This window comes from Peristeroidobacter agariperforans, from assembly GCF_004138335.1.
GTDB lineage: Bacteria > Pseudomonadota > Gammaproteobacteria > Steroidobacterales > Steroidobacteraceae > Steroidobacter > Steroidobacter agariperforans.
Genome location: NZ_RYFW01000001.1, coordinates 2102466 through 2124177, shown reverse-complemented (window position 1 = coordinate 2124177; position 21712 = coordinate 2102466). Strand labels below are relative to the sequence as shown.

The 21712-nt window shown below is 62.6% G+C and carries 22 protein-coding genes; 11 read left to right on the top strand and 11 right to left on the bottom strand.

Going from position 1 to position 21712, the window contains the following annotated elements:
* Positions 1-40: 40 nt before the first annotated feature.
* Complete coding sequence (locus tag EK373_RS09265; RefSeq protein ID WP_129642390.1) at positions 41-1204, bottom strand: hypothetical protein; 1164 nt, start codon at positions 1202-1204, stop codon at positions 41-43.
* Between the two features lie 158 nt (positions 1205-1362).
* On the opposite strand from EK373_RS09265, the gene EK373_RS09260 reads away from it, so the two are divergent.
* Complete coding sequence (locus EK373_RS09260; protein ID WP_157994291.1) at positions 1363-1818, top strand: putative toxin-antitoxin system toxin component, PIN family; 456 nt, start codon at positions 1363-1365, stop codon at positions 1816-1818.
* Here the strand turns inward: EK373_RS09260 and EK373_RS09255 are convergent.
* The gene (locus EK373_RS09255; protein WP_129642388.1) at positions 1799-3160 is read right to left on the bottom strand and encodes an MFS transporter; all 1362 of its coding nucleotides are present in this window, start codon (positions 3158-3160) and stop codon (positions 1799-1801) included. The two genes, EK373_RS09260 and EK373_RS09255, sit on opposite strands and share 20 nt — an antisense overlap.
* 80 nt (positions 3161-3240) lie before the next feature.
* Between EK373_RS09255 and EK373_RS09250 the strand changes: the two genes are divergently transcribed.
* Together EK373_RS09250 and EK373_RS09245 are read left to right on the top strand one after the other, a co-directional pair.
* Positions 3241-4146 carry a LysR substrate-binding domain-containing protein gene (locus EK373_RS09250; protein WP_198683177.1) on the top strand — a complete coding sequence of 302 codons (906 nt, stop codon included), beginning with the start codon at positions 3241-3243 and terminating at the stop codon, positions 4144-4146.
* 101 nt (positions 4147-4247) lie between these two features.
* Positions 4248-4985 (top strand): SDR family NAD(P)-dependent oxidoreductase, encoded by a 738-nt coding sequence (locus tag EK373_RS09245; RefSeq protein ID WP_129642387.1) that lies wholly within the window; start codon positions 4248-4250, stop codon positions 4983-4985.
* A gap of 25 nt (positions 4986-5010) precedes the next feature.
* Here the strand turns inward: EK373_RS09245 and EK373_RS09240 are convergent, their stop codons facing one another.
* The 5 genes from EK373_RS09240 to EK373_RS09220 form a co-directional block, all read right to left on the bottom strand.
* Positions 5011-8088 (bottom strand): hybrid sensor histidine kinase/response regulator, encoded by a 3078-nt coding sequence (locus EK373_RS09240; RefSeq protein ID WP_198683176.1) that lies wholly within the window; start codon positions 8086-8088, stop codon positions 5011-5013.
* A 62-nt stretch (positions 8089-8150) separates the two neighbouring features.
* Positions 8151-9329 carry a porin family protein gene (locus EK373_RS09235; RefSeq protein ID WP_157994290.1) on the bottom strand — a complete coding sequence of 393 codons (1179 nt, stop codon included), beginning with the start codon at positions 9327-9329 and terminating at the stop codon, positions 8151-8153.
* Complete coding sequence (locus tag EK373_RS09230) at positions 9322-9819, bottom strand: type 2 periplasmic-binding domain-containing protein (RefSeq protein WP_198683175.1); 498 nt, start codon at positions 9817-9819, stop codon at positions 9322-9324. The genes EK373_RS09235 and EK373_RS09230 overlap by 8 nt, the downstream gene beginning before the upstream one ends.
* A gap of 7 nt (positions 9820-9826) precedes the next feature.
* On the bottom strand, positions 9827-10216 hold the full coding sequence (locus EK373_RS09225; RefSeq protein ID WP_157994289.1) for a response regulator: 390 nt from the start codon (positions 10214-10216) through the stop codon (positions 9827-9829).
* 8 nt (positions 10217-10224) lie between these two features.
* Positions 10225-11454, bottom strand: a complete 1230-nt coding sequence (locus tag EK373_RS09220) for a sensor histidine kinase (RefSeq protein WP_129642383.1) — start codon at positions 11452-11454, stop codon at positions 10225-10227.
* A 210-nt stretch (positions 11455-11664) separates the two neighbouring features.
* Here EK373_RS09220 and EK373_RS09215 point away from each other — a divergent pair, with 210 nt between their 5' ends.
* From EK373_RS09215 to EK373_RS09205, 3 genes are read left to right on the top strand one after another with little or no spacing between them, the layout of a single operon-like run.
* Entirely contained in the window at positions 11665-14322 is a 2658-nt protein-coding gene (locus EK373_RS09215) for an MHYT domain-containing protein (protein WP_129642382.1), read from the top strand.
* Entirely contained in the window at positions 14319-14765 is a 447-nt protein-coding gene (locus tag EK373_RS09210; protein ID WP_129642381.1) for a response regulator, read from the top strand. The genes EK373_RS09215 and EK373_RS09210 overlap by 4 nt, the downstream gene beginning before the upstream one ends.
* A complete protein-coding gene (locus EK373_RS09205; protein ID WP_129642380.1) occupies positions 14758-15648 on the top strand; it encodes a GGDEF domain-containing response regulator in 891 nt (296 codons plus the stop codon). The genes EK373_RS09210 and EK373_RS09205 overlap by 8 nt, the downstream gene beginning before the upstream one ends.
* A 4-nt stretch (positions 15649-15652) precedes the next feature.
* Here the strand turns inward: EK373_RS09205 and EK373_RS09200 are convergent, their stop codons facing one another.
* The 4 genes from EK373_RS09200 to EK373_RS09185 form a co-directional block, all read right to left on the bottom strand.
* On the bottom strand, positions 15653-16207 hold the full coding sequence (locus EK373_RS09200) for a mechanosensitive ion channel family protein (RefSeq protein ID WP_129642379.1): 555 nt from the start codon (positions 16205-16207) through the stop codon (positions 15653-15655).
* A 129-nt stretch (positions 16208-16336) separates the two neighbouring features.
* Positions 16337-17395 carry a pectate lyase gene (locus EK373_RS09195; RefSeq protein ID WP_129642378.1) on the bottom strand — a complete coding sequence of 353 codons (1059 nt, stop codon included), beginning with the start codon at positions 17393-17395 and terminating at the stop codon, positions 16337-16339.
* Positions 17396-17557: 162 nt separating this feature from the next.
* On the bottom strand, positions 17558-17920 hold the full coding sequence (locus tag EK373_RS09190; protein WP_129642377.1) for an antibiotic biosynthesis monooxygenase family protein: 363 nt from the start codon (positions 17918-17920) through the stop codon (positions 17558-17560).
* A complete protein-coding gene (locus EK373_RS09185; RefSeq protein ID WP_129642376.1) occupies positions 17917-18222 on the bottom strand; it encodes an NIPSNAP family protein in 306 nt (101 codons plus the stop codon). Before EK373_RS09185 ends, EK373_RS09190 begins: the two co-directional genes overlap by 4 nt.
* 75 nt (positions 18223-18297) lie before the next feature.
* Here EK373_RS09185 and EK373_RS09180 point away from each other — a divergent pair, with 75 nt between their 5' ends.
* From EK373_RS09180 to EK373_RS09165, 5 genes are read left to right on the top strand one after another with little or no spacing between them, the layout of a single operon-like run.
* Positions 18298-18975 (top strand): ArsR/SmtB family transcription factor, encoded by a 678-nt coding sequence (locus EK373_RS09180; RefSeq protein WP_129642375.1) that lies wholly within the window; start codon positions 18298-18300, stop codon positions 18973-18975.
* 14 nt (positions 18976-18989) lie between these two features.
* Positions 18990-19721 carry an NADPH-dependent F420 reductase gene (locus EK373_RS09175; protein ID WP_129642374.1) on the top strand — a complete coding sequence of 244 codons (732 nt, stop codon included), beginning with the start codon at positions 18990-18992 and terminating at the stop codon, positions 19719-19721.
* A gap of 52 nt (positions 19722-19773) precedes the next feature.
* Positions 19774-20499, top strand: coding sequence for an aquaporin Z (gene aqpZ, locus EK373_RS09170; RefSeq protein WP_129642373.1), 726 nt, complete (start codon positions 19774-19776; stop codon positions 20497-20499).
* A gap of 20 nt (positions 20500-20519) precedes the next feature.
* Complete coding sequence (locus tag EK373_RS33015) at positions 20520-20663, top strand: hypothetical protein (RefSeq protein WP_157994288.1); 144 nt, start codon at positions 20520-20522, stop codon at positions 20661-20663.
* Complete coding sequence (locus EK373_RS09165; protein WP_129642372.1) at positions 20663-21691, top strand: AraC family transcriptional regulator; 1029 nt, start codon at positions 20663-20665, stop codon at positions 21689-21691. The genes EK373_RS33015 and EK373_RS09165 overlap by 1 nt, the downstream gene beginning before the upstream one ends.
* Positions 21692-21712: the final 21 nt, after the last annotated feature.

The following is a 21712-nucleotide window of genomic DNA, read 5'->3' as shown; positions in this document are numbered from 1 at the left end:
AAGACGGGCCATTACCGGCTTTTGTTCCAGCCTGTTCTGCCTATTGCATCAGCTTCATATAGGCGACCAGATCTTTCTGATCCTGCTCGGTGAGCGTCAGGCCGAGCACTGCGAAGAACCGGGCGTACTGCTGCATGACCTCTTCGAGCGACTTCGCCGAGTTGTCATGGAAGTAAGGTGCTGTGCGCGACACTCCCCACAACGATGGAATCTTGAACGCATTGACGCTCTCGAAATCCGTGGAGCCAGTGATCAGCGCACGGCCCGGGTCGGGGCTGGACACGGTCGTGGTCGTGCCATCGGGATTGGTGAACACGAAGTCATAAACCGGATTGCCCGCGACATTCATCTCGGACACACCGACCGATTGGAAGCGGCCGCCCCGCGCGAACGGTGGGAAAGGCGCGAACTCGTTGGTCTCGTTGAGCATGGGACCGCTGTGACAGTTGGCGCACAGCCCCGACTTGAAATCGCCTTCCAGCGGCACGTCGAGGAAGAAGCGGTGGCCGCGAATCTCGGACGCCGTGCGCGGCTTGGGCAACTTTGGCGTGGTGCCGAAGTAGGCGTACTTGAACGTCGTCAGCGAACTGAAGAACTGAGGCGTGTGCTGATACGCCGCGATCAACTCCAGGTCGCGCCGCTTCGGTTCACGACGCACCTGCGCGTGATCGAATATCGCGCCCCGCGCCTGTGCGACCAGATCGGGCTGCCGGCCATCGTGCATCAACACCGGATCGAGAGCCGGGGTGTTCAGCGTCGACGGGGCGCCGCGCCTCACCACGACGCTGCGTGCACTGGGATCATTCGCCAGGCGGACATTGTCCGGCAGCGGAATTCGCACCAGAAACGTTGCGTCCTCCAGCATGCGCTGGGTCCCATGGCCCGCGCCGTCATCGCTGCCGTCGGCAAGGAACAGCGGATCCTTTCGATTGCGCGCATAGCGTTTGCGTGCATCGGCCGGCGCCACGGTGCCGGTCTCGCGGCTGTGACAAGTGAGACACGTGCGGCCGTTGCCACCGAAGGTCTCGCGTTCGAACAACTGTCGCGCCTTGAGGAAATCCATCGGCCCGCGGAAGAACTCGAGACCCGCGGCGTCATGGGCGGAGATGTCTGCTACGCTTTCGACCGGCTCGCCTGCGGTGGCAAGCGCCGGCAACAAGGCCAACGCCAACGCGAATCGCCTGGACTTGGAACGAGCCAGCATTACATTCTCCTTTGAGGCACGAGAGGTGGGAGCGATGAGGACGGGCGGCAGTATCGCGATTCGCCGCGCAGGGCGAATCGTCCGTAAGACGCACTCGAAGAGCCATGCCCCTTCGGGTACACCCGCCGGTAACTATCGATAGGTGCTCGATCAATCACATGAGAGTAGTGCTCGACACCAACATCGTTCTCGACTGGCTCGCCTTCGAGGACGCGCGCTTAGCCGAATTGCAGCGAGCTTGGGACGAGCAGCGCTTGGAGCTCGTCACTCACGTGCCCGCGTTGGAGGAACTACGCCGTGTGCTCGCTTATCCGCAGCTCAAGCTGCAGGAGAGTGAGCAACGAGCGGTGTTGGAGAGTTACGGCGCCCGGGTTCGCGTGATGCCATTACCTGAGGGCGTCACGATGGAGAGCTTGGGGATGCCCGTGGGCTTTCCTCGCTGCAAAGACTGCGACGACGACCACTTTCTCGCCCTCGCCTTCCATCATCATGCCGACGCCCTCGTCAGCAAGGACCGCGCTGTGCTCGATCTCGCGAAGCGAGCACGAAAGTTTGGTGTCACGGTTCTTAGTCCGCTGCAACTTGCAACGCGGCTCAGTGAGGCGAAGCCCTAGCCTCTCGTCCCTTCAACGACACCATCACTCCGAGTGCCGTCAGCGCCAGCAGCGCCCCGATAGCCCATTGCATTCCATCGACAAACGCCGCACGCGCCTGCACTGTCAGCCCAAGGTGCTCGACCACTACAAAATCTCCCGCGGCGATCTGGCTAAGCGTTTCACCGGTGATACCGACGTGCGAGGCCAGCGCAGACCTCACGACGTGAAGCACGACAGCGCCTGGAATGATCGCGGCAAGAATGTCACCCAGTAAGCGCACGACGTTGAACGCACCGGACGCCAAGCCGGCCTGCTCCGCCGGTACCGCCGTCAGGCCGATGTAATCGACCAGACCGTACAACGCGCCAGCACCACTGCCACACAATACGAGTGCCGCGAGCTCGATCGCGCGCGATGTCGCTCCTGACCATGCGACATGCATGCACCACAGGCCGGCCGCAATCGTGAGGAATCCGCCGATCAACACCGCACTTATCTTGAAGACCAGCACCAGCCGACTAACGACGACAGGCATCACCAGCGCAGGCAGCAGCAACGCGAGCATCAGCGCGCCAACACTGCGTGGATCGAGCCCATCCACCGCCTGCATGTGCAGCGGGGCGTAGATAAACAACGCCACCCAGACCGTTGTAAACAACAGGCACAAGAGACAGCTGAGCATGAAGGATCGATTCTCGAGCAGTGCTCGCATCGGCACGTGAGCTCGCTGCGACTTGGCGTGAACGACCAGGGCGCCCGGTGAGCAACACACGACCGCGAGCGCCGCGATCATCACCGGAATCGGCAACGCTAGCGCCGCGCGCCAGCCGAACCGGCTGCTGGCCGCGCCGGCGAGCAACGCTCCCAACGCAAGCCCGATGCCGCCGCTGGATCCCAAATATCCAAACGCTCGCTTGCGGTCCGCTTCCTTCGAGAACGCCAAGGTAAGTGCCGCCGGCGCAGTTGCCGTCAACAATGCCGCACCGACTCCTTGAAGTGCGCGGCCTGCCATCAGCGACGTCACATCGCGCGCCAGGACAGCGACGGCGGCGCCGATAACGAACACGACCGCGCCCCAAACAAACAATGGCCGTTGACCGCGGCGGTCCGACCACGCGCCGAATGGCAGCAGCAACAGTGCATAACTGACGATGAAGCTGTTAAGCACCCATTGCAGCTGATCGATGCCCAACTGCAGCTCGCTCTGAACACCCGCTAGCGCGATGCTCGCCGCGGTGATGGTCATGGCGATGCCGCCCATCGTCGCGCAGGCTGCAATGAGCGTCGCAAGCGCTGCTCGATTGCGGTTGCACGGCGCCTGATCTGCAACAGCGGTATCCGGAGAGCTCGGGAATGTCATAGGCTCTGCAGCCTAACGAACCGATATCGACGCAACGACGACGTGACTGCAACGCCCCGTTGCAAAAACAGGACGCCCCCATGACGATTGACGATTTGAACGATCTGTACTTGTTCGCACGCGTCGTCGAAGCCGGCGGTTTCGCGGCGGCGGAACGGGACACGGGCATTCCAAAATCCCGACTCAGCCGCCGCATCGCCGCGCTGGAAAAGCAACTCGATGTCCGGCTCATTCACCGCTCCGCGCACGCGTTCAACGTTACGGACGTGGGCCAAAGCGTTTACAAGCACGCTCGCGCCATGGCCGATGAGGCACAGTCAGCGATCGCAACGGTGGCGGACTCGCTCAATGAGCCGAGTGGCCTGGTGCGCATGAGTTCGTCCATTCTGACGGCGGAGCTGTATCTGGCCGGCTGGCTGGGCGAGTTCATGTGCCGCTATCCCAAGGTGCGCGTGTCGTTGGAGCTGTCGAACCGCTTCGTCGACTTGCTGGCGGAACGCATCGACCTGGCGATTCGCTTTTCCACCGAGCCGCTGGCATCTGCCGACGTGGTCGCGCGTCCACTCGGCCTGTCGCGCATGGTCCTGGTCGGCAGCCCGGCCTTGCTCGAAAAGCATGGAGTCCCCGTGGAGCTCTCCGATCTGGCAAAGTTGCCTGCGCTAGGACAAGGCACGCTCGAAGCGGTGCGTCCCTGGTCTTTCAAGGGGGCGCACGGAGAGGTGGTCCTGCATCATCCTGAGCCGCGGCTAGTCATAGAAAACATCATCGCGCTTCGTGAAGCGGCGCTTCGCGGCGCCGGCCTGATTCAGCTTCCTTGGGACGCGTGTCGGACGCACATCGAGAGCGGCGAGCTGCGCGTCGTACTCGAGCAGTATCCGTCGATCGGCACTGGCGTGTATGGGCTCTATCCGAGCCGGGTCGGAATGCCGGCGGCCGTACGCGCCCTGTTGAGTTTCCTAGAGGAACGCTTCCGCTCCGTCTTCTGAAGGCGCGTTGCAAATCTGGAACGCGCCGGTGCGCTGGCGCAGCTTCCAGCGCGGCGACCTCATCCTTAACGTGGTGCCATCCGAAACCTTGGAGGCACAGCATGAATCTCGCAGGACAAGTCGCGATCGTCACCGGCGGATCGCGTGGCATCGGCGCAGCAGTTGCCCGCCGCCTGGCAAAAGACGGCGCCGCCGTCGCGCTGATCTATCAATCGAATCGCGAACAGGCGGCCGAAGTCGCAGCCGATATCCGCAAGCAAGGCGGCCGCGCAGCGATATTCCAAGCCAACGTGATCGATGAGCACGCGGTGAACACGGCCGTGCAACAGGCGGTTGCCGAGCTCGGGCCGGTCAACGTGCTCGCGAACATCGCCGGCGTATTCGACGCTGCGCCGGTAGGAAACATCACTCGCGAGATGTTCGATCAGCAGTTTTTGGTCAACACCTGGAGCGTCATCACGACGACTCAGGCCGCCCTGCCTCATTTCTCGCCCAACGGTGGCAGCATCATCAACGTGTCGACCAGCCTGGTTCACGAACCTCGCAACGGCACGGCAGTTTACTCAGCCAGCAAAGCCGCGCTGGAAACGCTTACGTTTGGCTTCGCCAGCGAGCTCGGTGCTCGAGGCATTCGCGTCAACGCCGTGGCCCCCGCCATCACGCGCACAGACATGACTGCAGGCATCCCCCAGCCGCACCTCGACCATGAGCGCTCGTTGACACCGCTGGGCCGTCTGGCGGAGCCGGACGATATCGCCGATGTCGTCGCGTTCCTCGCGTCGCGCGATTCGCGCTGGGTCACCGGCCGGACGCTGCTGACCGACGGCGGTCGAATGTAACAACGCCCAGGGGAATCCGGTCCGACTATCTGGCGCCGGATTCGCCCAGGTTCTTGCGCAGGCTGTCGATCGCCGCAACCAGCTGGCGATAGGTTTGTTCGGCGGATGAAACCTTATCGGCGACTGCAGATAGATCCCCTGATGCGCCCCGGTCTTCCAACTCCTGAAACAATCGCGCCAGCGCATCGGCGCCGACGGTCGCGGCATTGGCCTTGAGGCTGTGAGCGCTGCGCCGGAGCGCCTTGGCATCCCCGTCGGTGAATGCTCGGCGCAGCGCGTCCAGGAGCCGAGCGGCGCTATCGACCATCGCCCCCAACACCAAGCCCGCGCCTTTCGGGCCCGCCGCCGACACGAGCCGGTCGATTGCTTCCTGACGAAATTCCGCGAGCGACGGATTTCTTGCGACTGGCGGAGCCGTAATCGCCGTGGCTTCGACAGGCACCTGTTGGCGCATCAGGACTCTCGCCAGCTCGTCGAGCTGCACGGGTTTGCTGATGTAATCATCCATGCCCGCGGCGAGACACAGCTCGCGATCGCCCGTTAATGCATTGGCCGTCATCGCGACGATGCGTGGCTGACGCTCCTCAGGCAATCGTTCGCGAATCTGGCGAGTCGCATCCAGACCGTCCAGCTCGGGCATCAGCACATCCATGAGAATGATGTCATAGGGCAACCGCATCGCGGCCTCCACCGCTTCGACGCCGTTCGACACGACATCCGCCGCCTGCGACAACCGCTCCAATAGCAGTTGCGCCATGCGCTGGTTTACGACGTTGTCCTCGGCCAGCAGGATGCGCAGCGGCGCCTGGAGCTGCGAATGATCGGCGGCCCATTGAAAGTTCAGCTGATACGGCAAGGTGGTTGCCGCTCCGGTCAGAACAGCGGCAAGCGCGTCGAAGAGGTGTGACTGGTGCAAAGGCTTCGTCAGCACGCCCTGGATGTGCGATCCCGCCGCGCGCGCGGCTTCATGGGCCGGACCATGAGTAGCCAGCAGCAGAATCTTCATCGAATGCGAGGCATCCAGCGCGGCAATTTCGCTCGCGAGTTGCGCCCCATCCATCGTTGATGAGGAGTAATCGATGAGCGCCACGTCGAACTGCTCGCCGCCGCGAATCAGACCCAGCGCCTGCTCGGGCGATGAAACCCCCGCAGCGGGCATGCCCCACGAATCGCAGTACTGACGCAATACGCCGCGCGTCGTTTCGTTCTCTTCTACGATGAGCACGCGACGCCCCGCCAGTTGCGCTGGATCGATCGCGCCAGGCCGCGTCGGCATGAGATCGGCAGACGCAGCTTCGAGTGGCAGCGTCACGATGAAGGTCGATCCAACCCCAACCGTGCTCTCCACCTGAATATCGCCGTTCATGGCTTCGGCCAGCCGTTTGCAGATCGCCAGACCCAGCCCCGTGCCACCGTAGACTCGAGTGGTGGAGACATCGACCTGACTGAACACTTCGAATAACCGGTGCCGTCGCTCCGCCGGAATGCCGATGCCGGTGTCGCGGATCGCGAGGCGCACGACGTAACGACCGCTTCGCTCTTGCACTCCGCTGATCTCGGCGACCACTTCGCCGTGCGCCGTGAACTTCACCGCGTTCGACAGCAGATTCACCAGGATCTGACGAATGCGCGCCGCGTCGCCCACGAAATAATTGGGCAGCTGCGGATCGTAGTTGTACGCCAGCTCCAGGCCTTTTTCCTGGGCGCGATTGGCCAGCAGATCCAATGACTCTTCCACGCAGACGCGCAGATTGAAGCCCTGCTGTTCCAGGTCGAGGCGCCCCGCTTCGATCTTCGAGAAGTCCAGGATGTCGTTGATCAGATCGAGCAGCACACCGCCGCTCAAGCGCGCCATTTCGACATACTCGCGCTGGCGCTCGTCGAGTCGCGTGTCCTTGAGCAGACTGGTGGCGCCAATGATGGCGTTGAGCGGCGTGCGAATCTCGTGACTCATCGTCGCGAGAAAACTCGATTTCGCCGCACTCGCCGACTCCGCTTGATTCAAACGCTCCAGCTTGGTGGCCAGCAGCGCCGCGGTGTGGCGAAGAACATCGACCTCATCCGAGAAGCGTGAGTCGATTCGATCCTCGCCCAACAGGCCACGCGCCTCCGCAAACCTTTGCTCCGCGACCACGGGCAATGCTCGCGTGACCCGGACCAGTCGACGCAACACCGGCCAGGCTACCAGCAGCAACGCCAGTGAAGACAAGGTCAGACCGACGGCGATCGCCAGCGTCGTCCTCTCCATGTCGGCGCGAATGCGAGCTTGCGCCGCTGTATCGTCGACGATGAACAGTGCCTCGGGTCCGCGGGTACTGCCCACCAGGCGCGGCGGCAATGTATGTATCTGAACGAGATAACTGTGCTCGCCGGCGACCTTCGCTACCCTGGTATTGCTCGCCGGCGCGGACCGCTCATAGTTCAACGCGTTCAACACGGGCGCCAGCGTGGGCGCATTGGTCAGCACGCGAACGTGCCGTCCCCAAAGCTGGGGCAGAGACTCGTCTCTGGAAGTGTCGCCGGTCTCCATCAGCGCGACATCGGCTCCCGCGACCCGCCGAAACACTTGCAGCTGATCCGACGCAAGCTGACTGACGATCACCGAGATCTCGCGACCATCGCGATCGAACGCCGGCACGAAAGCGTGCAGCACGCACTCGAGCGCGCAGGTGAGCCGTGTCAGCGGCCGATGGGTCTCGCGCAAATCGTGCAGAATGTCTGCAACCTTGAAAGGCAACGCCGCTCCCGAGCCACTGCCGACCCACTGCGCAATCGGCTTGCCTTCCGCGGTGTAATACTCGATGCGAGTCAGTGCCGACAGCAGGCCCGCTGCCGGTGAGAGATCGGCCAGATCGCTCGATTGCAACTCGCTGGTGCTGGTCACTGCCGCCATGTTGGTGGCAAGACGGGTCAGCTCATCGCCGGCGCGTTCCAGCAAGGCGTCCAGCGCCATGCCGAAGCGATCCATCTCCTCCTGGCGATTGCGCTCGTTCTGTTCCTGCAAGCTGTGATAGCCGAGGTAGCCGAGAAAGGGATAGGTCGTGCCGAGCAGGATGATCAACAGCAGCAGCGCCTTCCACATCAAGCTCAGGCGCGGCCGCATGCGCCTGGATGATTCCGGCGATGGCGGCGCAGGTGCGGAGGTGACCATTCGATGCGAGCCGCTCAGAATTTGTAGCCCGCCATCAACATGAGCATCGACCAGCGTTGATCGCGCACCGGCGGCGGATTCTCCAGGGGCTGCAGCGTCGCCGTGCCGTTGATCCAGTGGTGCTCGGCCCAGAAGCCCCAATGCTCGCCGGGGCGCCAGTTGACGCCGATCGTGAAGTCGTGGCTGAACCGCATGCGGCGGTCGGCGCCGGGATTGGCCGCCGCGAAGTCACGGCCGCTGCGATCGTGACGGTCGCTGTAAAAGCCGTCCATTCTCGCCATCAGCGTCCAGTCGGGGCGCAGGCGATACTCGGCCTGGAGATAGCCGCTATCCGCCGTTACGCGTTGATGCAGGAACGGGGCGCCTCTGAACGTCAGCCGGTTGTCGTTGTCGACCAGCACGTACTCGGCGGTGACGGTGAACCGTTCGGCATTGTAACGGGCCGAAAAAACATTCAGGTCCACGTCGAAGCGCCCGGTGAGATCGATCTCCGGCGCAGTCGACATACGGAACTCCCCGGAGAAGTGGCTATAAGCAAGCTGCCACTTGCCGCCATCGATCGAATCCATGACCTGAACGTTCCAGGAATCGCCGATGCGAAGATCGAAGGGCACGGTCAACGAGACCAGCAAGCGCTCGTCGGACTTGCGCACGTCGCGCTCGGCGTTGAGAGTGCCCGTGAACGACAGCTCGTGCAGTCCGATGACCGTGCCGCCATAAATCTGCGCGCCCGGCGCTGTGAAGATCAGGCTGCGCTGATTCTGATTGTCGCTGTAAACCGAAGGCAGCAGGATGCTCGGTCGCGTGAACACCACGTCGCGTGTCTCGTTGTAGAAGCCCAGAGCGTTCTTCACTTTGCCGGCTCGCAAGCCTGCTTGAATGCTCGCCTCGGAGACCAGGCGGTAATCAGCCACCGCGTAGTCGAGTCGCAACGAGCCATCGTCACTGATGCCAGCATCGCGAATCGCCGCCTGAGCGGCGAACGAGAGATTCGGCTGCACCTGCACGGCTGCATTGATGCCTGCCTCGTAGTAGTCGAAGCTGCCGTCGGTGCTGTCGCCAAAGAAATCGTTGTGACGACTCAGCACGAAGCCCTGCGCCGCATAGCCGTGCACTTGATAGTCGAGCGCGCTCGCCGAGCTGCTGAAGCAAATCGCGGCGAATGCGGCGGCGACGCGCAATTGGTTACTCATGGGCATCCGCCCTCAGCAGCACGATTTGCCAGCGCGGCGGCGCGGGGCGATTTCGTGACGAGGTCTCGCGCTTGCGCACGAATCCGATTGCACCGGGCGTGGAGCGGACCAGCTCGATCATCTCGCTTTCCGAGCGCACCACGGTGGGAGCAAAGCCGGTGCCGGTGAAAACCATGCGATCCCACGCCCGGCGCAACACGTAGGAGTACATGCCGAGACGTTCCCGATAAAAGTGATCGCTGAGCGGATTGTCATCGGGCAGCACGAATACGCGAACCGGCGTGCCATCGGGCCATTCGCGCACTCGCATCGTGAACACTGCGCGTAGCAAGCTGCGGTCCAATGTTATTTCCGCCAGCGAGGGGCTGACGATGACGTCGACTGCTAACTTACTGGTCTGCGGACTCGCCGCCGACGACACCATGAACAGCAGCGCCACTGTCAAATAGCGCAGACGTTGCAGCATCGATGTGTGGACCGTGAAACTCACAACCGATCTATCCCTGAGAAACGCGCATTCCGGGCGCCAGGTGCTGACTGATAGTGGCAGCAAATGAAGCTGGATCGAGCGGCTTGACGATGCAGCCGTCAAAGTCCGCAGCCAGCGCCTGCCGCTGCTCCTGACCCATCGAGGCTGCGGTAAACGCCAGCACCGGCACCTTCCGCCATTCCCCGCTCGCTCGCAGTGCCTGCACCAACTGCGGTCCCTCGATCACCGGCAAGTCCAGGTCACAAAGTATCAGTTGCGCAGTGTTCTGCAGCGCCAGCCGCATGCCGCTGCCGCCGTCGGTCGCGCTGCTGACGGTGTAGCCGGCATCCCGCAACAGATACTCGGCCAGCGCCAGGCTCATTTCATTGTCTTCGATGATGAGGATGTGCGCGCTCATGGAAAACATCATGCGGGCAGCGTGAAACGAAACTCCGCGCCGCGGCCCTTCTCGGCCTCGGCCCAGATCGTGCCGCCATGGCGCTCGATCAGCCGCTTCGCCATGGCCAGTCCCATCCCGAGCCCTTCGAACTCCTCTTCGGTGTGCATGCGCTGAAAGAATCCAAACAAGCGGCGCGCATACTTGGGATCGAAACCGACGCCGTTGTCCTTGATGGAGTAAACGATGTGGCGCCCTTGCCGCTTGCCGCTCACCTCGATACGCGGCTGCGCTGCCTGACGGGTGAACTTGAACGCGTTCGCCAGCAGGTTGTGCCACACCAGCCGCAACAGCTCGAAGTCCGCCTGGGCCGCAGGCAGCTCTTCGATCACGAGCTCGACCTGACGATCGGGCGTCGCGGCCCGCAGCTCGGCGACGATCTTGCAGACCATTGCCGCGATATCAACATTCTGCCGGTGCAGCGGATGCTGGCTGATCGTATCGAACCGCGTGAGCAGTTCGGCTCGCAACGCCAGTTTCGCCGCACCGGTGCCGATATGATTGAGCAGGCCCGCGGCCCGCGCCGGCAAGTGCTCGGCGTGATCCGTCACGAGAATCTTCGACATCTGCTCGAGCATCCGTAGCGGTGCGCGAAAGTCATGAGAGATGACGTGCGCATGCTGATCGAGGGCAACTTTGCTGCGCCTCAGCTCGTCACGCAGTTCCGCCGAGCTTGCCTCGAGCAGAGTGACCAGCACACCGCCGATGCCGCCCGCATCGTCGGGCACCGGCACGAAGCAAAACGTTGTCACCGCCGGCTCTGTGCCCCCGTCACGATCGAATGAGACCGATTGATTCTCCAGCCGCGCCGGCTCGCCGCGAGACGCTCGCTCGAAGCAGGCGTGCATCGCTGGCCACGACTGCGCCCAGCTGTGGGCGAAGTCCATACCGAGCGCTTCGGCACGGATCAGCGACACCTGGGAATAGGCGTCGTTATAAATCTGCGCACGTTGCCCGCCCCATGCAATGCACGAGGGCGCGGGGAGCCCGAGACAAATGCCGAGTGCAGTTCGCAAACTCAGCGGCCACTTCTCGATCGTCCCCAGCGCATGGCCCGTCCAGTCTTTCGCGTTGATCGCCTCGCCCATCGCGCCCCCCGAAATCATCGGGCGCGTGGCGGCGCGATCTTCCTGCCGCTTCATCGTGACACTCGCTGTTGCTGCACGTGTCGCAGCAACGACGACGTGGGGTCGGATCATCGGAGATTCGTTGCGGTGTGTCTAGCTGCAAACGCCGAGAGCGATGCGCGGTCAACGGCGCAAACCGTGGTTAATACGTACGCAGCGGTCCTTTGCGATCCGTGGCCGACGTTACAGAATCTCGGCCGACCAAGGGGCAGGTCGCGGCGATAAGTGGGGTCTATCCTAAGTTAATTCCAAGCCGCAACAACAAACAGACAAGGACCGGGCATGTCGTCATCTGCAACGGCACTGAGCGGCGCATACGATTATTTGCTGGTCGCTCTCTCCGTCGTCATTGCGATCCTCGCTTCCTATACCGCGCTCGACTTCGCCGGCCGAGTCACAGCCGCGCGAGGCTCGATGCGACTATTGCGCCTCACCGGCGGCGCAGTGTCGATGGGCGTGGGCATCTGGTCCATGCACTACGTCGGCATGCTTGCCTTTCAGTTGCCGATCCCGGTGCGCTATGACTGGCCGACGGTGCTGCTGTCGCTGCTCGCTGCCATCCTGGCCTCGGCGGTGGCGTTATTCGTCGTGAGCCGGCAGCGAATGGGCTTGTTTCGAGCGGTGCTCGGCAGCATCGTGATGGGCAGCGGCATCGCCACCATGCACTACGTCGGCATGGAAGCGATGCGCATGGCCGCCCAACACACTTATTCTCCGGGGCTGGTTGCACTCTCGGTGCTGCTAGCCATCGTGATTTCCTTCGTGGCGCTGTGGCTCGCGTTTCATCTGCGCACCGACGCCAATGCGTGGAGCAAGAAAAGAATCGTCGCGGCGCTGGTCATGGGTGCGGCGATTCCAGTCATGCACTACACCGGCATGGCAGCGGTCACCTTCTCTCCGTCCACGATGCACTTTCACGATCTTTCCCAGGCGGTGAGCGTGTCGGCGCTGGGCACCGTCGGCATCGTGCTCGTCACGCTGTTGGTGCTCGGCATGGTTCCGCTGACCAATCTGAAGATCGACACGCTATCGCACACACGCCAGCTGACAGTACGTCATTTCCTGTTTCTAGGAGTGCTCGGCCTGCTAGCCGTGCTCGGCGCGGTAGTGGTCGAGCAGGAGGGGCGGCAGTTGCGGCAACACGCGCACCTGATCAGCACCGCCGGACAGCAGAGCATATTGAGTCAGGCGCTCACCAAGGAGGTGCTGCTGCTTGCCGCCACGCCCGAGGGAGCGGCCAGGGAATCGATCATCGCGCGCATCCGGCAAGCTGTGCGCAAATGGCAAAGCTCACACGAAGCATTGAAACAAAGCGATGCCGTTTTCGGCGCCTCGAGCGTGAACAGCGTCGAGGTGATGCAAATGTTCGGCTGGCTCGACGCGCCATATCGCGCAATGCTCCAGGCACTGCGCGGTCTCACGGCGCCGGAGAATTCGCGAGCAGCCATGGACGCTCGTGCGCTCGTGGGCCAGATCCTGGCGCACGAACAGTCCTATCTAAGGATCATGAGCGAGATCGCGCGCCAGTACGAACGCGAATCCATCGCTCGGCAAAATCTCCGGGATCGAGTCTATGTCGGCCTGATCATCTGTCTGCTCGGCGTCTTGCTGTTGCAAGGTTTCGTAGTGCTGCGACCGGCGCTGGTGCGCATCGAGCATGGCATCGGCGAGTTGGAACAGACCACTCAGGCGCTGCACCGCCAGGTCTCCTTTAAAGAGCTGCTGCAATCGGTCGCGGTTGCGGCCAACGAAGCAACATCTATCGAGGCCGCCATGCAGTACGCGCTGGATCGAATCTGCGCACACACGGGCTGGCCGGTGGGACACGTCTATTTCTATACCCCAGGCTCGGGCAAGGAGCTGGTCTCCAGCTCGCTCTGGCACATCGAGCGCAACGAACGTTTCGCTGCACTCTGCGACGCGACCCAAAGCACTCGCCTGTATAGCAGCATGGGCGTGCCGAGCCGCGTCGTGAAGAGCGGTAAGCCCGCCTGGATCCGTGACTTGCTGGTGGAAAGCGAGTTCACGGAAAAGATGGCTGCTGCCGATCTCGGCGTACGCGGCGCCTTCGGCTTTCCAGTGCTGGTCCAGGGCGAAGTGGTCGCGGTGCTGGAATTCTTCTCGCACAAGGTCGAGGAGCCGGACGAAGAATTGTTGAACGTGATGTCGAATGTCGGCGCTCAGCTCGGTCAGGTCATCGAGCGCACGCGCGCTCAGCAGCAGATCGCGCGCAACGCCGAGGATCTGGCGCGTTCGAACGCCGAGCTCGAACAATTTGCGTACGTGGCTTCCCATGACCTGCAGGAGCCGTTGCGCATGGTGGCAAGCTTCACTCAGTTGCTCGCGCGCAAGTATCAAGGCAAGTTGGATTCCGACGCAGACGAATACATTCGCTATGCCGTCGACGGCGCGCAGCGGATGCAAACGCTCATTCTCGACCTGCTGTCGTACGCGAAACTGTCGATGAAAGGCCAGTCGCCGCAACCCATCGATGCCGCCTCACTCTGTGCGAACGCCATCAATCAGCTGCACCAGTCCATTCAAGACAAGAACGCCGTCGTCACCGTCGATCCGCTGCCGACCGTGCTCGGCTACGGCACGCAGCTCACGCAACTGTTCCAGAATCTCATCGGCAACGCGCTGAAGTACTGCAATCGGCCGCGGCCCGAAGTGCACGTAAGCGCCACGTCCGCGGGCGACCACTGGGTTTTCTCGGTTCGTGACAATGGCATCGGCATCGAGCCGCAATACTTCGACCGAATCTTTCAAATGTTCAAACGGTTGCACACGCGCGAGCAGTACTCGGGCACCGGCATCGGGCTCGCGCTATGTCACAAGATCGTGGCCCGGCATCGCGGCCGTATCTGGGTGGAATCCCAGCCCGGCCTTGGCTCCAACTTCCAATTCACCATTCCGCGCGCAGAAGGTGCACTCACATGATCACCAGGGCCATCGAAATCCTGCTCGTGGAGGACAATCCGGGCGACGCACGGCTGACCCTGGAAGCGTTCAAGGAAGGCAAAGTCATCAACAACGTCACCGTCGTGCGCGACGGCGTGGAGGCCATGGCATACCTGCGCAGACAGGAGCCCTACGGCCAGGCGAAACATCCGGACATCATCCTCCTGGATCTCAATCTGCCGAGAAAGGACGGGCGCGAAGTGCTGACGGAGATCAAATCGGATCGACATCTGCGGCAGATTCCAGTGGTCGTACTCACGACTTCCACGGCAGAGGAAGACATCGCACGCGCCTACAGCAGTCACGCCAATTGTTACATCAGCAAGCCGGTGGATCTGGAACAGTTCCTGCGAGTCGCCAGCTCGATCGAGAGCTTCTGGCTCAACTTCGTCAAACTGCCGCACGGAGCTGTCGATGTTTGACCGGCCGATCCGTTTATTGCTGGTCGAGGACAATCCGGGCGACGCGCTGTTGTTCACCGAAACCATAAAGGAAACACGCGCCTTTCAGTTCGAAGTAGCTCATCGCGCCTGCGTCGATCACGCGCTGGCCTTTCTCGCACAGGGCGCGCCGGACATGATCGTTCTCGACCTGGGCCTGCCCGATGCCGGCGGTGTGGAGGCAGTTCGCAAGGTGCAACTCGCCGCGCCCGCAGTGCCGTTGGTGGTGCTGACCGGGCTCGACGACGAAGCATCCGCCATTCAAGCGCTGCACGCGGGTGCTCAGGACTATCTGATCAAAGGCCAGCTGAACACCAGTCTGCTGGTGCGCGCACTGCGCTATGCGCTCGAGCGTCATGGGCTGCAGATGGCGCTGCGCAAGGAATCGACGATCGATGAGCTCACCGGCCTGGCCAATCGCCGCGGCTTCCTGATGCTGGCCGAACAGCATGCGATGCTGGCAAGACGCACCGGCGAGCATTTCGTCGTCGCGTTCATCGACATGGATCGATTGAAGCCCATCAACGATACGCTGGGCCATCAAGCCGGCGATACCGCCATCGCCGAGATCGCCGAGGTGCTGCGCGCTTGCTTCAGAGGCTCGGACATTCTCGGCCGCCTCGGCGGCGATGAATTCGCAGCGCTGCTGCCGGCGACGGCGGAGAACAGCGAAGCATCGATTCGCCAGCGCCTGACCGAGGAACTGCAAACCCGCAATGCCAAACCTGAGCGACGCTATGCGCTGCGCATCAGCGTCGGCATCGTCGCCACCGATCCGCAACACACCCTATCGGTCGAAGAGATGCTGGCCCAGGCGGACGCGCTGATGTACGAGGAGAAGCAGCGAGGGCGGATCGGCCGCTGAGCGCTCAGCCGCCCGGACGAAATCGTCGCACGGCGCGCTGAAAAAACAGGCTGTTCGGGATCTGCAGCGTCGGGCCGGGCTGGCCGTCGTCGGCGCCGTCTTCCTGCAGCGTCGTGTAGATCAGGTTGATGTCGATGACACGGCCCTTCAAGCCCAGCTTCTCGCCGTTCTCCAGCACCTCGATGCGGTCGTAGAGCCGGAACGGGCGTGTCGCGAAGATCAGCACCGAGCAGAAAATGTTGGAGAGCACGCTCCACACGGCGAAGAACGCCACTGCGGCCACGGCAGCGAAGCCAGTGAAGGCCGCCCACAGCACCGATGCGGACACGCCGAGCCGCTCCAGAACGAGCAGCAGCGCCGTGCCGTAAATCAGAAAGGCTGAGATCCGCCGCCCGATGGTGAGCATCTCGGCCGGTACATTGCGCTCGCCGAGCCGACGCATTACCCGCCGCGCCAGCCGCTGCAGCAGCAACGCGACCAGAACAATCAACAACACCTGGAAAACAGGAACGATCTCGCCCAGCCATTCCCGGCCCCACGACGGCCAGTGCTCACTCATCGCTCGAAACTACCTTCACGACTTGAACCTGTCCGCGATCGACGAATCGCGGGATCGTGAAGAATACGACAGCAAGGCCGGCCCCGCACCACTGCGTGACCGGCCCGGCAGCTTCGAGCGGCGAGGCGGCTACGGAATCGGGCAGGACCCCGCGCAGGCGCTCGTATTCATCTGGCTCGGCGGCAACAGCGTGACATCGCCCTGGCTGACCTGACAGTTCGGCGTGTTGAACTCCACCCCGAGCGCCGACGTGCTGCCCTGACCCTTCACGACGCCCTTGTACACCTGACAAATCTTGGTTTTGCTGGTGCCGCTGTTGTTCAATGTCAGGTTGCGGATGGTCGCGACATCGCCGAAGTTGCTGTTGATACCGACGATCGTCGCCACGTCGCGAGTGATCACATTGTTGACGAAGATGCGGCGCGGCCCGCCGTTGCCCGTGCAATCGCCACACGAGCGCACCAGCTTGCCCGAGTTGGCGACGAAAAAGTTGCTGATGCGCATCTCGCCGCGGCCGTTGAACTGGAATGTTTTATCCGAGCCCTTGTAGGCAGCCCCGCAGGTGATGTTCATGACCGTGCCCGCGGGACCGAGCGCCGTCGCGGCATCCTCGCCAATGTCTTCCCACCACACGCGCTCCAGCGTGCAGTTGCCGAGACAGTGAATGCCGTCCGCCGCGAGCGGACCGATGATCACATTCCTGAGCGTGGCGCCCTCCTGAACATCGAACACCGCGGGCTGTCCTTCGCTCTGGCTGCCGCCGGATAAGTTGTAACGTTTGTTGCCGCCATCGAAGACCGTCCCTGCCGGCACCACGTGTGTTGCAGTGAGCTGCACGGTTTCAGTGTAGGTGGGCATCGCGCAGCCGGGGTAGTAGCCGAGATCCGGCGTCGGCGGATCAGTCGATGGCGGCGGATCGGTTGGCGTCGTGCCGGTCGGTACGGAACACTCATTTACACCGCCCCCGATCCGGCCGCCGAACGTGGCCTGCGAACAAACGAAGCTGCCGCTCAACACCTTATATATGAACTGATCGGCCCGACCGAACGCGACGTTGGTCGATGCCGGCACCGCGCACGTCTGGTTCTCGTTGCATATCGTGGTGTAACCGCTCGGCCGATTCGCGGCAGTTACGGCCGTGCTCAGCGCCATTGCCGCTAAAGCAAACAAAGCGTATCCGTACTTCATAGCACTTCCCCCTGGGAACGAATCCTTCACCCAAGACGTTGTGACGCCTCCATTGTTGGTGCTGTCCACGCCTGCGAAGCAATGCTCTCGCAAGCGTAGACACCGGTGTCATTATGCTGCCACGAGCCTCGCGATCACAATCGTTGTCAGGGATATATAGATTCAAACAGGAGCGGATCGAAGCGCGCTGCTGCCGCGCGAATCTTCCGGCGCTTCATCCCGATCGTTCATACCGTAGTCACGCACAACCGCCGCGACACGCAACCGGTAGTCGGCAAAGATCGCTTCGCGGCCGGCAGATTGAGCGGTGCGGTGAGGCGGCATGTTGCGCCACTGACGGATCGCTGCTTCATCGCGCCAGAAAGACAGCGACAAGATGCGACCAGAGTCGCTGAGGCTTTGAAATCGCTCGATGGAAATGAAGCCGTCAATCCCTTCGAGCAGCGGGCGCAGCTTGGCGGCGGTATCGAGATACGCGTTCATCTGCCCGGGAGCCGGCGCGACTTCGAAGATCACTGCGATCATTGATCGACGCGCTCCAGAAATGTTCGCTCCTCACGCAGAATGAAACGGCGCTGTTGCGCGAACTCGAAGTTGGCGCGGCCTTCCGCATCGGCTTTCAATCGTGCTCGATAGGATTGATACGAGGCCAGGCTGTCGAAGCCGATCAAGCCCCAGGCAACGTAATTCGTACCCTCGTGCGGCAGGAAGTACCCCAGCAGATTGCCGCCGCAGCGAGGGATGATGCGCCCCCAGTTCTCCGCGTACTCGCGGAAGGCGGCGCGTTGGAACGGGTCGATTTCGTAGCGAATAAAGCAGGTGATCATGGTGCTCTAGCCTTCTACCGTGACGGCGCTACGATAGTGCTCCAGCGTCGCGGACGCTTCGATCGGGATCGAACCATGTACGAAGGACCCAACATTGCACGGGTCGCCGCTGTCATCGGCGAGCGCGGACGGGCACAGGTTCTCGGTGCGCTCATGGACGGTCGCGCGCTGACCGCCACCGAGCTCGCCGACGCAGTCGGCGTCACTCGCTCGACCATGAGCTCACATTTATCCCGCTTGCAGCAGGCCCGGCTCATCGCCGCCGAGAGCCAGGGCCGCCACCGTTACTTCCGTATCGCGAACGCCGATGTCGCGGAGTTGCTGGAAGGAATGATGGGACTGGCGCAACTCACCACACCGCAGCAGACATTCGGTCCGCGAGACCCGGCTCTTCGCAAGGCGCGCCTGTGTTACGACCATCTGGCGGGCGAGCTCGGCGTCTATATATATGAGGGACTGAAACGACACGGCAGCTTCGTCCACGCAAATGACGGCCTGACCGTGAACGATTCGGGTTGGTCGCTCCTGAGCAGGCTCGGCTTGTCCCCCGCACTCATGCCGCAGACGCGCCGTCCCTTGTGCCGGGCCTGCGTGGACTGGAGCGAACGACGCCACCATCTGGCCGGTGCGCTCGGCGCTGCACTGGCCGCCCGGTTGATGGAGCTACGTTGGGCAAAACGGCTGCCCCACTCACGGGCTCTGCACGTGACGGCTCAGGGTGAAAAATCGATTCGCGAAATCTTTGCTCGCTGAGGTAGGAGCCCGCCATGAACCTTGCCGGTTTCGACGCCAACCGACGGCGGTTGTTGAAGCTCGCGGCTGCTGCCGCCTTGGTTGGATCCGGAGCCCTGTCTGCAGCCGTCGTAACGAACAAACGCATCGGCGTCATCGGCTCGGGCAAGGTCGGCAGCGCCCTCGGCGGCAGCTGGATCAAGAGTGGCCACGAGGTGATGTTCTCATCGCGCAATCTCGATCACGACCAACAACTCGCGTCCCGTCTGGGGGCAAAAGCCCGCGCTGGCTCGCCGGCCGAAGCCCTGGCATTCGGCCACGCTGTATTGTTCGCAGTTCCCTATGGCGCCCTGCCGGAACTGGGCAAGAGTCTCGGTAGCGCACTCCAGGGCAGAATCGTGATCGACGCCTGCAATCCCTTCCCTGCCCGGGACGGCGAGATTGCGAATCGAGCTCGCGAGCAAGGCGCCGGACTCACCTCTGCCGAATTGCTGCCGGGCGCCCGCCTGGTTCGCGCGTTCAACGCCATCGGCGCCGCTCGCATGGCCACTGCTATCGAATCGCCCGGCAAGGTCGGTATGCCCATGGCCGGCGATGAGGAGCAAGCCATCGCCCTCGCCAAGCAACTGATCCGGGATGTCGGCTATGAGCCCGTGCTGATCGGCGGGCTGGATATGGGTAAGTACCTCATGCCAGGAACACCGCTGGCGGGCGAACATACGCCCGCTGAAATTCGCGAGATCGTCGCGAAGCTGTCAGCCCCTTAGACTGATGTTCCTTGGCCAGGCGCTAATAACTAACAATCAGGAGTGACCTCGTATGTTTGCCAAGCTCACGGCTGAGTTCGTCGGCACTTTCTGGCTGGTGCTCGGCGGTTGCGGCAGCGCCGTCCTGGCCGCCGCCTTTCCGGACCTGGGGATCGGACTGGCCGGCGTCTCGCTCGCCTTCGGCCTGACCGTCCTCACCGGCGCCTATTCGCTCGGCCCGATCTCGGGCGGCCATTTCAATCCTGCAGTGACCGTCGGGCTCTGGGCCGGCGGCCGGTTCCCGGCGAACCAGCTTGTTTCATACATCGTGGCGCAGGTCGTGGGCGGGATCGCCGGCGCCGGCGTGTTGTATGTGATCGCCAGCGGCTCACCGGACTTTACTCTCGCCGGAGGTTTCGCCAGCAACGGCTATGGCGAACACTCGCCCGGGGGATATTCCATGATGGCGGGTGCGGTCAGCGAAGTCGTGATGACCTTCATGTTCCTGATCGTCATTCTCGGTGCGACTCACAAGCGCGCGCCGGTCGGTTTCGCCGGCATCGCCATCGGCCTGGCCTTGACCCTCATCCATCTCATCAGCATTCCCGTCACCAACACTTCGGTGAACCCGGCGCGCAGCACCGGCCCCGCGCTGTTCGTGGGTGACTGGGCGCTCAGCCAGCTGTGGCTGTTCTGGGTGATGCCCATCGTCGGCGCGGCGCTCGCAGGCGTTGTGTACAAGACCATCTTCGAAGAAGAGGAAGTCAGCAAGCCGCCGATCACCGGCCGCCCCGCATAACGGCGCAAGCAACCGACGCAATGTTTGGGGTACGCACGGCCTGTGTCGTGAAACAGTTCGACGGCTACTTCATCGAGCCGGGCATTCGTCACAACGGCCAGCTGGTGCTCGGCCAAAGCATCGGCGATGTGAGGTCTGGTGAGGCAAGTTACACTCTTGCCTGATGAATGATCTTTCGCTTTTCGACCTCTGCAACATTGCGATCGCCGGCTTCGCGGCCATCAGCGCGGTATTGCTGCTGCTTGCCTATGTCGCGCTCATCGACGTGCCCGGCAAGTCGATCTATTCCATCGCCTCGTGCACGGCGCTGGTCGCTGCGCTCGCCACGATTCAGGTCGGGCACCTCGTGTACTTCACGGGGGGCGGACAGCCGCTGGCGCACTTCTATTACAGGCTGGCGTTGTTCATGGCGCCGCCGGCGTTCTACTCGTTCGGCCGCTGGGCCATTCTGCCCACCGAGACGTTGCGCCCCTTGCAACTGCTGCACTTCCTGCCGATCCCGGCGCTGTTCCTGCTGCCGCTGAAGATTGCCCTTCCGATCCTGTTCACGCTCGGCGCCGGCTACTCGCTGTGGCTGGGCAATCTGGTCTACGGGCTGCGCGATCAGCGCAAGCAGTTCCGCTTCGAATTCCTCTACTTCACCGTGATGTCGGTGCTGGCCGTCATCGTGCTGGGGCTCGGCTTTGCGATTCCGTACATCGATCACGACTACTTCTATTATTTCTACAACAACGCCGTCGCCCTCGGCGTGGCCATCATGCTCGTCGCGCTGGTCGGCAATCCCAATCTGATCGGCGACCTGACCGAAGCCGCCCGCGTGAAATATGGCGCTTCGACCCTGCGCGAGGTCGATGTCGATGCATCCCTGGCAAAGCTCAACCAGCTCATGACCGACGGCAAGGCGTATCAGAACGAGAGCCTGAGCCTGGCGTCCCTCGCCGAGGCCGTCGGGCTGTCGGGCCATCAGCTCTCGGAGCTCATCAACACGCGGCTCGGCATCGGGTTCTCCCGATATGTTCGGGAGTGCCGCGTGAACGCAGCGAAGACTTTACTTATTTCCGCGCCGAGTCGCTCCATCCTGTCGATCAGCATGGACACGGGATTCCGCTCGCAGTCGGCGTTCTACGCGGCGTTCAAGGAGGCCACCGGACAGTCGCCGGGCGACTATCGGCGCTCCCAGACTCCTCCATGATCTTTCTGGAAGTCGCTAAAT

Excerpts from the sequence above, each read along its gene's own strand:
- EK373_RS09265 (WP_129642390.1), bottom strand. The coding sequence starts at position 1,204 with ATGCTGGCTCGTTCCAAGTCCAGGCGATTCGCGTTGGCGTTGGCCTTG.
- EK373_RS09255 (WP_129642388.1), bottom strand. The coding sequence starts at position 3,160 with ATGACATTCCCGAGCTCTCCGGATACCGCTGTTGCAGATCAGGCGCCG.
- EK373_RS33015 (WP_157994288.1), top strand. The coding sequence starts at position 20,520 with ATGTTTGGGGTACGCACGGCCTGTGTCGTGAAACAGTTCGACGGCTAC.
- EK373_RS09185 (WP_129642376.1), bottom strand. The coding sequence starts at position 18,222 with ATGATCACCTGCTTTATTCGCTACGAAATCGACCCGTTCCAACGCGCC.
- EK373_RS09175 (WP_129642374.1), top strand. The coding sequence starts at position 18,990 with ATGAACCTTGCCGGTTTCGACGCCAACCGACGGCGGTTGTTGAAGCTC.
- EK373_RS09190 (WP_129642377.1), bottom strand. The coding sequence starts at position 17,920 with ATGATCGCAGTGATCTTCGAAGTCGCGCCGGCTCCCGGGCAGATGAAC.
- EK373_RS09250 (WP_198683177.1), top strand. The coding sequence starts at position 3,241 with ATGACGATTGACGATTTGAACGATCTGTACTTGTTCGCACGCGTCGTC.
- EK373_RS09260 (WP_157994291.1), top strand. The coding sequence starts at position 1,363 with ATGAGAGTAGTGCTCGACACCAACATCGTTCTCGACTGGCTCGCCTTC.
- EK373_RS09245 (WP_129642387.1), top strand. The coding sequence starts at position 4,248 with ATGAATCTCGCAGGACAAGTCGCGATCGTCACCGGCGGATCGCGTGGC.
- EK373_RS09195 (WP_129642378.1), bottom strand. The coding sequence starts at position 17,395 with ATGAAGTACGGATACGCTTTGTTTGCTTTAGCGGCAATGGCGCTGAGC.
- EK373_RS09165 (WP_129642372.1), top strand. The coding sequence starts at position 20,663 with ATGAATGATCTTTCGCTTTTCGACCTCTGCAACATTGCGATCGCCGGC.
- EK373_RS09240 (WP_198683176.1), bottom strand. The coding sequence starts at position 8,088 with ATGCGGCCGCGCCTGAGCTTGATGTGGAAGGCGCTGCTGCTGTTGATC.
- EK373_RS09200 (WP_129642379.1), bottom strand. The coding sequence starts at position 16,207 with ATGAGTGAGCACTGGCCGTCGTGGGGCCGGGAATGGCTGGGCGAGATC.
- EK373_RS09220 (WP_129642383.1), bottom strand. The coding sequence starts at position 11,454 with ATGATCCGACCCCACGTCGTCGTTGCTGCGACACGTGCAGCAACAGCG.
- EK373_RS09225 (WP_157994289.1), bottom strand. The coding sequence starts at position 10,216 with ATGAGCGCGCACATCCTCATCATCGAAGACAATGAAATGAGCCTGGCG.
- EK373_RS09210 (WP_129642381.1), top strand. The coding sequence starts at position 14,319 with ATGATCACCAGGGCCATCGAAATCCTGCTCGTGGAGGACAATCCGGGC.
- aqpZ (WP_129642373.1), top strand. The coding sequence starts at position 19,774 with ATGTTTGCCAAGCTCACGGCTGAGTTCGTCGGCACTTTCTGGCTGGTG.
- EK373_RS09205 (WP_129642380.1), top strand. The coding sequence starts at position 14,758 with ATGTTTGACCGGCCGATCCGTTTATTGCTGGTCGAGGACAATCCGGGC.
- EK373_RS09215 (WP_129642382.1), top strand. The coding sequence starts at position 11,665 with ATGTCGTCATCTGCAACGGCACTGAGCGGCGCATACGATTATTTGCTG.
- EK373_RS09235 (WP_157994290.1), bottom strand. The coding sequence starts at position 9,329 with ATGAGTAACCAATTGCGCGTCGCCGCCGCATTCGCCGCGATTTGCTTC.
- EK373_RS09180 (WP_129642375.1), top strand. The coding sequence starts at position 18,298 with ATGTACGAAGGACCCAACATTGCACGGGTCGCCGCTGTCATCGGCGAG.